Annotated in this window: 3 protein-coding genes; all 3 read left to right on the top strand. The window is 72.9% G+C overall.

Going from position 1 to position 3,644, the window contains the following annotated elements:
* On the top strand, positions 1–965 hold a 965-nt coding region (locus VN520_RS28810; RefSeq protein WP_325749885.1), incomplete at its 5' end, for a pyridoxal phosphate-dependent decarboxylase family protein.
* Between the two features lie 526 nt (positions 966–1,491).
* Positions 1,492–2,862: a hypothetical protein gene (locus VN520_RS28805; RefSeq protein WP_325749884.1), complete on the top strand. Its 1,371-nt coding sequence runs from the start codon at positions 1,492–1,494 to the stop codon at positions 2,860–2,862.
* A gap of 304 nt (positions 2,863–3,166) precedes the next feature.
* A partial coding sequence (locus VN520_RS28800) for a GNAT family N-acetyltransferase (RefSeq protein ID WP_325749883.1) occupies positions 3,167–3,644 on the top strand: 478 nt, incomplete at its 3' end.

Genomic DNA, 3,644 nt, shown 5'->3' with positions numbered 1-3,644 from the left:
CGTCCGCCGTTCTGGTCTCGGTGGTCGCCGCGCTGCACCGGGCCTCGGACGGGCGCTGGCGACAGCACGGCACCGAGGGCCGTTACCGCGTGTACTGCACGGACCAGGCCAACTCGTGTGTCTTCAAGGCGGTGCGGATCGCAGGGGCAGGTGAAGCGGTCCTGGTGCCGGTCGTTCCCGGCGCCCATGTGATGGATCCGGCCGCGCTCGCCCGCCGCCTCGACGACGACAGGGCCGCCGGGCTGGTACCAGCGGCCGTGGTCGCCACCGTCGGCACCACCGCCACCTGCGCCTACGACCCGGTCCCCGAGATCGGCGCGGTCTGCCGCGAGCGTGGCGTCTGGCTGCACGTGGACGCCGCCTACGCCGGCAACGCCGCGCTCTGCCCCGAGTTCAGGGACGGCAGCGCGGGACTCGAACTCGCGGATTCCTATGCCGTCAACCCTCACAAGTGGATGCGCACCGGTACCCCCTGCGACGTCATGTGGGTCGCCGACCGCAGCTCCCTCACCCATGCCATGGGCACGGCCCCCTCCTACCTGCGCAACTCCGCCAGCGACTCCGGGACGACCGTCGACTTCAAGGACTGGCAGATCCCGCTGGGGCGTCCCATGCGCGCCTTGAAGCTCTGGTACGTCATGCGTGCCCACGGCCTCGACGGGTTGCGCCAGGTGATCCGCCACGACGTGCGTCTCGCCGCGCTGCTGGCCCGGTCGGTCGAGGAGGAGCCGGGTTTCCGGCTCGTCGCCCACCGCCTCGGCCTGGTCGTCTTCCGCCGCGACACCGACGAACAGACCCGTGCCCTGAGCGAACGTCTGGCCGGCGACCCCAGGGTGCTGTGCACACCCGACACCGTGGACGGTCAGCTCGTACTGCGAGCAGCCGTGGGCTCTCCCTACGCGGACGAGGCCGATATCGACCGGGCCTGGCACACGATCCGCACCCACGCCGTGCCGACGGTCTGAGGCCGGCAGAGCCTCCGCGGACCCTTCCGGCGGGGCGGGGGAGGAACGGGCAACGGTCGCGGGAGCGCCGGGCGGACGCCGGTGAAGCCGGTCAGCTGCCGAACGTGGACGGGCGGCGGCGGTCCGCTCCCGTGAACGCCCGCCCGGGCCCGAGACCTCTGCGGCACAGCTCCGTCATGCCTTCGCCGGCAAGGACGAAGGGGTCGCCACCGGCACGCGCACGCCTGCCGCTGCCGCTGCCGTCACACGCGGCACGACCGCACGTGGGGCCGGCTGCCTCCCCTCCGGGTTCGGTGACCATCTGCACCGGTCCCGGCACCACGTGCCTCAACCGGTGGAGGGCCCGGCCTGCCAGCTCCTCGATGTCCTCGATGCCCCAGGAGAGCAGGCGAGTCGGCCGGCAGCCGGGTGTCCTGCGACAAGCCGGAAACCGGGCGCGGCAAGCCGCCCTGCCATGTGATGATCTTGCCGGTGCGCCGGGGTTCCCGGCGTGTCCCTCACGTCACCACACCCTTGGGGGGTAGCAATGAGACTGTTCTCTGCCGGACGCCCGATACGTCTCAGATCCGGCGCCGCCGTGGCGGTGGCGGCCGGCCTGCTGACTGCCGGCCTCGCCGCGCCCGCGTTCGCTGACGACGACCCGCCGCAGACCGACCAGTTGTGGATCAACCCACCGTACGAACAGACACTGCCGCTCGGCACGGACGGCGGTCAGCCGCAGTCCCGCACCCTCGGCATCGGCCTCTACCACGACAACGACAACTTCACGGTGACCGACGGCAGACTCACCGTCGACGTCTCCGGCCTCACCGGGGTCGCCGAGGTGTCCTGGCCCGGCAACTGCACGGCGAGCGGCACGGGGGCGGTGTGCGACATCCCGGTGGTGCCCGCGATCGGGGGCGACTACGAGGACCAGGTGTTCCTGACGGTGCGCGCGGCCGACGGCGCCGAAGCCGGCGCGCAGGGCAGGATCACCTACGAGGCGACGGCCGCCGGCGGGCCCGAGGGCACGCTCACCGCGCCGCACGAGAGCTTCGAGACCACGCTCACCGTCGGCTCCGGGCCCGACCTCGCCATCGGCCCCGTCACCGACGTCGAGGGCGCTCGGCCCGGTGACGAGCGGACGGTCCCGTTCAAGGTCACCAACAACGGCAACGAGAGCGCGGACGGGTTCACCCTGGCGCTGCACGCCTCGTACGGCCTGACGGATCTGACCCGGTACGACGCCTGCGCCTACACCACGACGGACGGCACCGACTACGCACCGTCGAACAAGGCGAACTGCACGTTCGACCAGGTGCTGGCGCCGGGCGACTCCTTCGAGCTGCCCGAGCCGCTGACGGTGCGGCTCGCCCCGCACGCGCTGAACGAGCGGCTCGACATCGACGTCGAGCCGGGCGGCGGGGCCCAGGACCTGGACTCCGGGAACGACTACGCGGTCCTCCAGATCGGCGCGGACAACACCGCGGACTTCTCCGTGACCGGTGACGCCGTCTCCGGCGCGGCGGGTGAGACGGTCACGGCCGAGCTCACGTTCAAGAACAACGGCCCGGCCTGGTTCGGCAACCTCGGCTCCGGCGACCCGGTCGCGGAGGTCCGGCTGATCGTGCCCGAGGGCACCGAGGTCACCGGCGTGCCGTCCGGCTGCTACCCGCGCACCCTCGCCGGCGGTTACCACCCGAAGCGGACGGGCGCCCCGCGCTACGACTGCGACCTGCGGTACTGGGTGCTGGAGGACACCCGGCGCACGTTCGCGTTCTCCGTGCGCGTCGGCACCGTGGTGCCCGGCGCGTCCGGCGCCGTGAGCATCCACCCCCCGTACGGCGAGTTCGGCGAGTACCCCTTCGGCTTCGACCCGGACCTCACGAACAACACGGCGGTCCTGACCGTCAACTGACCGGCCCAGGAGTGCGGAGCAGCCGTGCGAGCGGCTGCTCCGCACCCGCGCGGGGCCCCGCACGGGGGGCGGGATCGCCGGAAGGCTCCTGGCCCGGGGTGCGTTCACGTTCGAGGAGCCGGCCGCGCCCCCGGCACGGACCCTGTCATGGGCGTCGTGCTGATCGGGCTGGAGGGCGTCCCGCCCCGGTCCCGGGTGCCCGTGTGCGGCTCGCACGAGTATGCCGAAGGTGCCGCGTCCGGGGCGCGGGCGGGACCGGCGCGAGCTGCCCGGCCACCGCGCCCACCGAGAAAGGAACCGCACGATGACGAACGACGACGACCCGGTGCTCGATGACCCCGTGGGCAGCTCACTCGTCGGTCGGCACGCGCGTCTCGGCCGCCGGCGCGGCCGGGCCGCCACCTACCTCACGGAAGTGGCGACGTTCTCCGCCGTGCCCACCGACGCGGACACGGAGGACTGGGCCGACCTTGCCGAGCTGCTGGGTCCCGGCGCCTTCGCGGACATGTTCAGCTGTCCGGCGGTCCCGCCGCCGGATTGGGAGCCGGTCTTCAGTCTCCAGGGCCGTCAGATGACCTGGCCCGGGGGCGCCCGCCCCGGCCGAGCGGACTCCGGATCCGGCACCGGTGCGGTCGAACTGGGCGCGGAGAGCGTGCCCGAGATGCTCGGTCTCGTCGCGCGGACCGGGCCGGGACCTTTCTGGCCGCGCACCCACGAACTCGGCACCTACCTGGGTGTCCGGGTCGACGGCACCCTGGTGGCGATGGCCGGAGAGCGCCTGC

Source organism: Streptomyces sp., from assembly GCF_035563135.1.
Lineage (GTDB): Bacteria > Actinomycetota > Actinomycetes > Streptomycetales > Streptomycetaceae > Streptomyces.
This window is presented reverse-complemented; position numbering and strand designations above follow the sequence as displayed.

Bases quoted from the DNA above. Each gene is read 5' to 3' on its own strand.
- VN520_RS28805 (WP_325749884.1), top strand. From the start codon at position 1,492: ATGAGACTGTTCTCTGCCGGACGCCCGATACGTCTCAGATCCGGCGCC.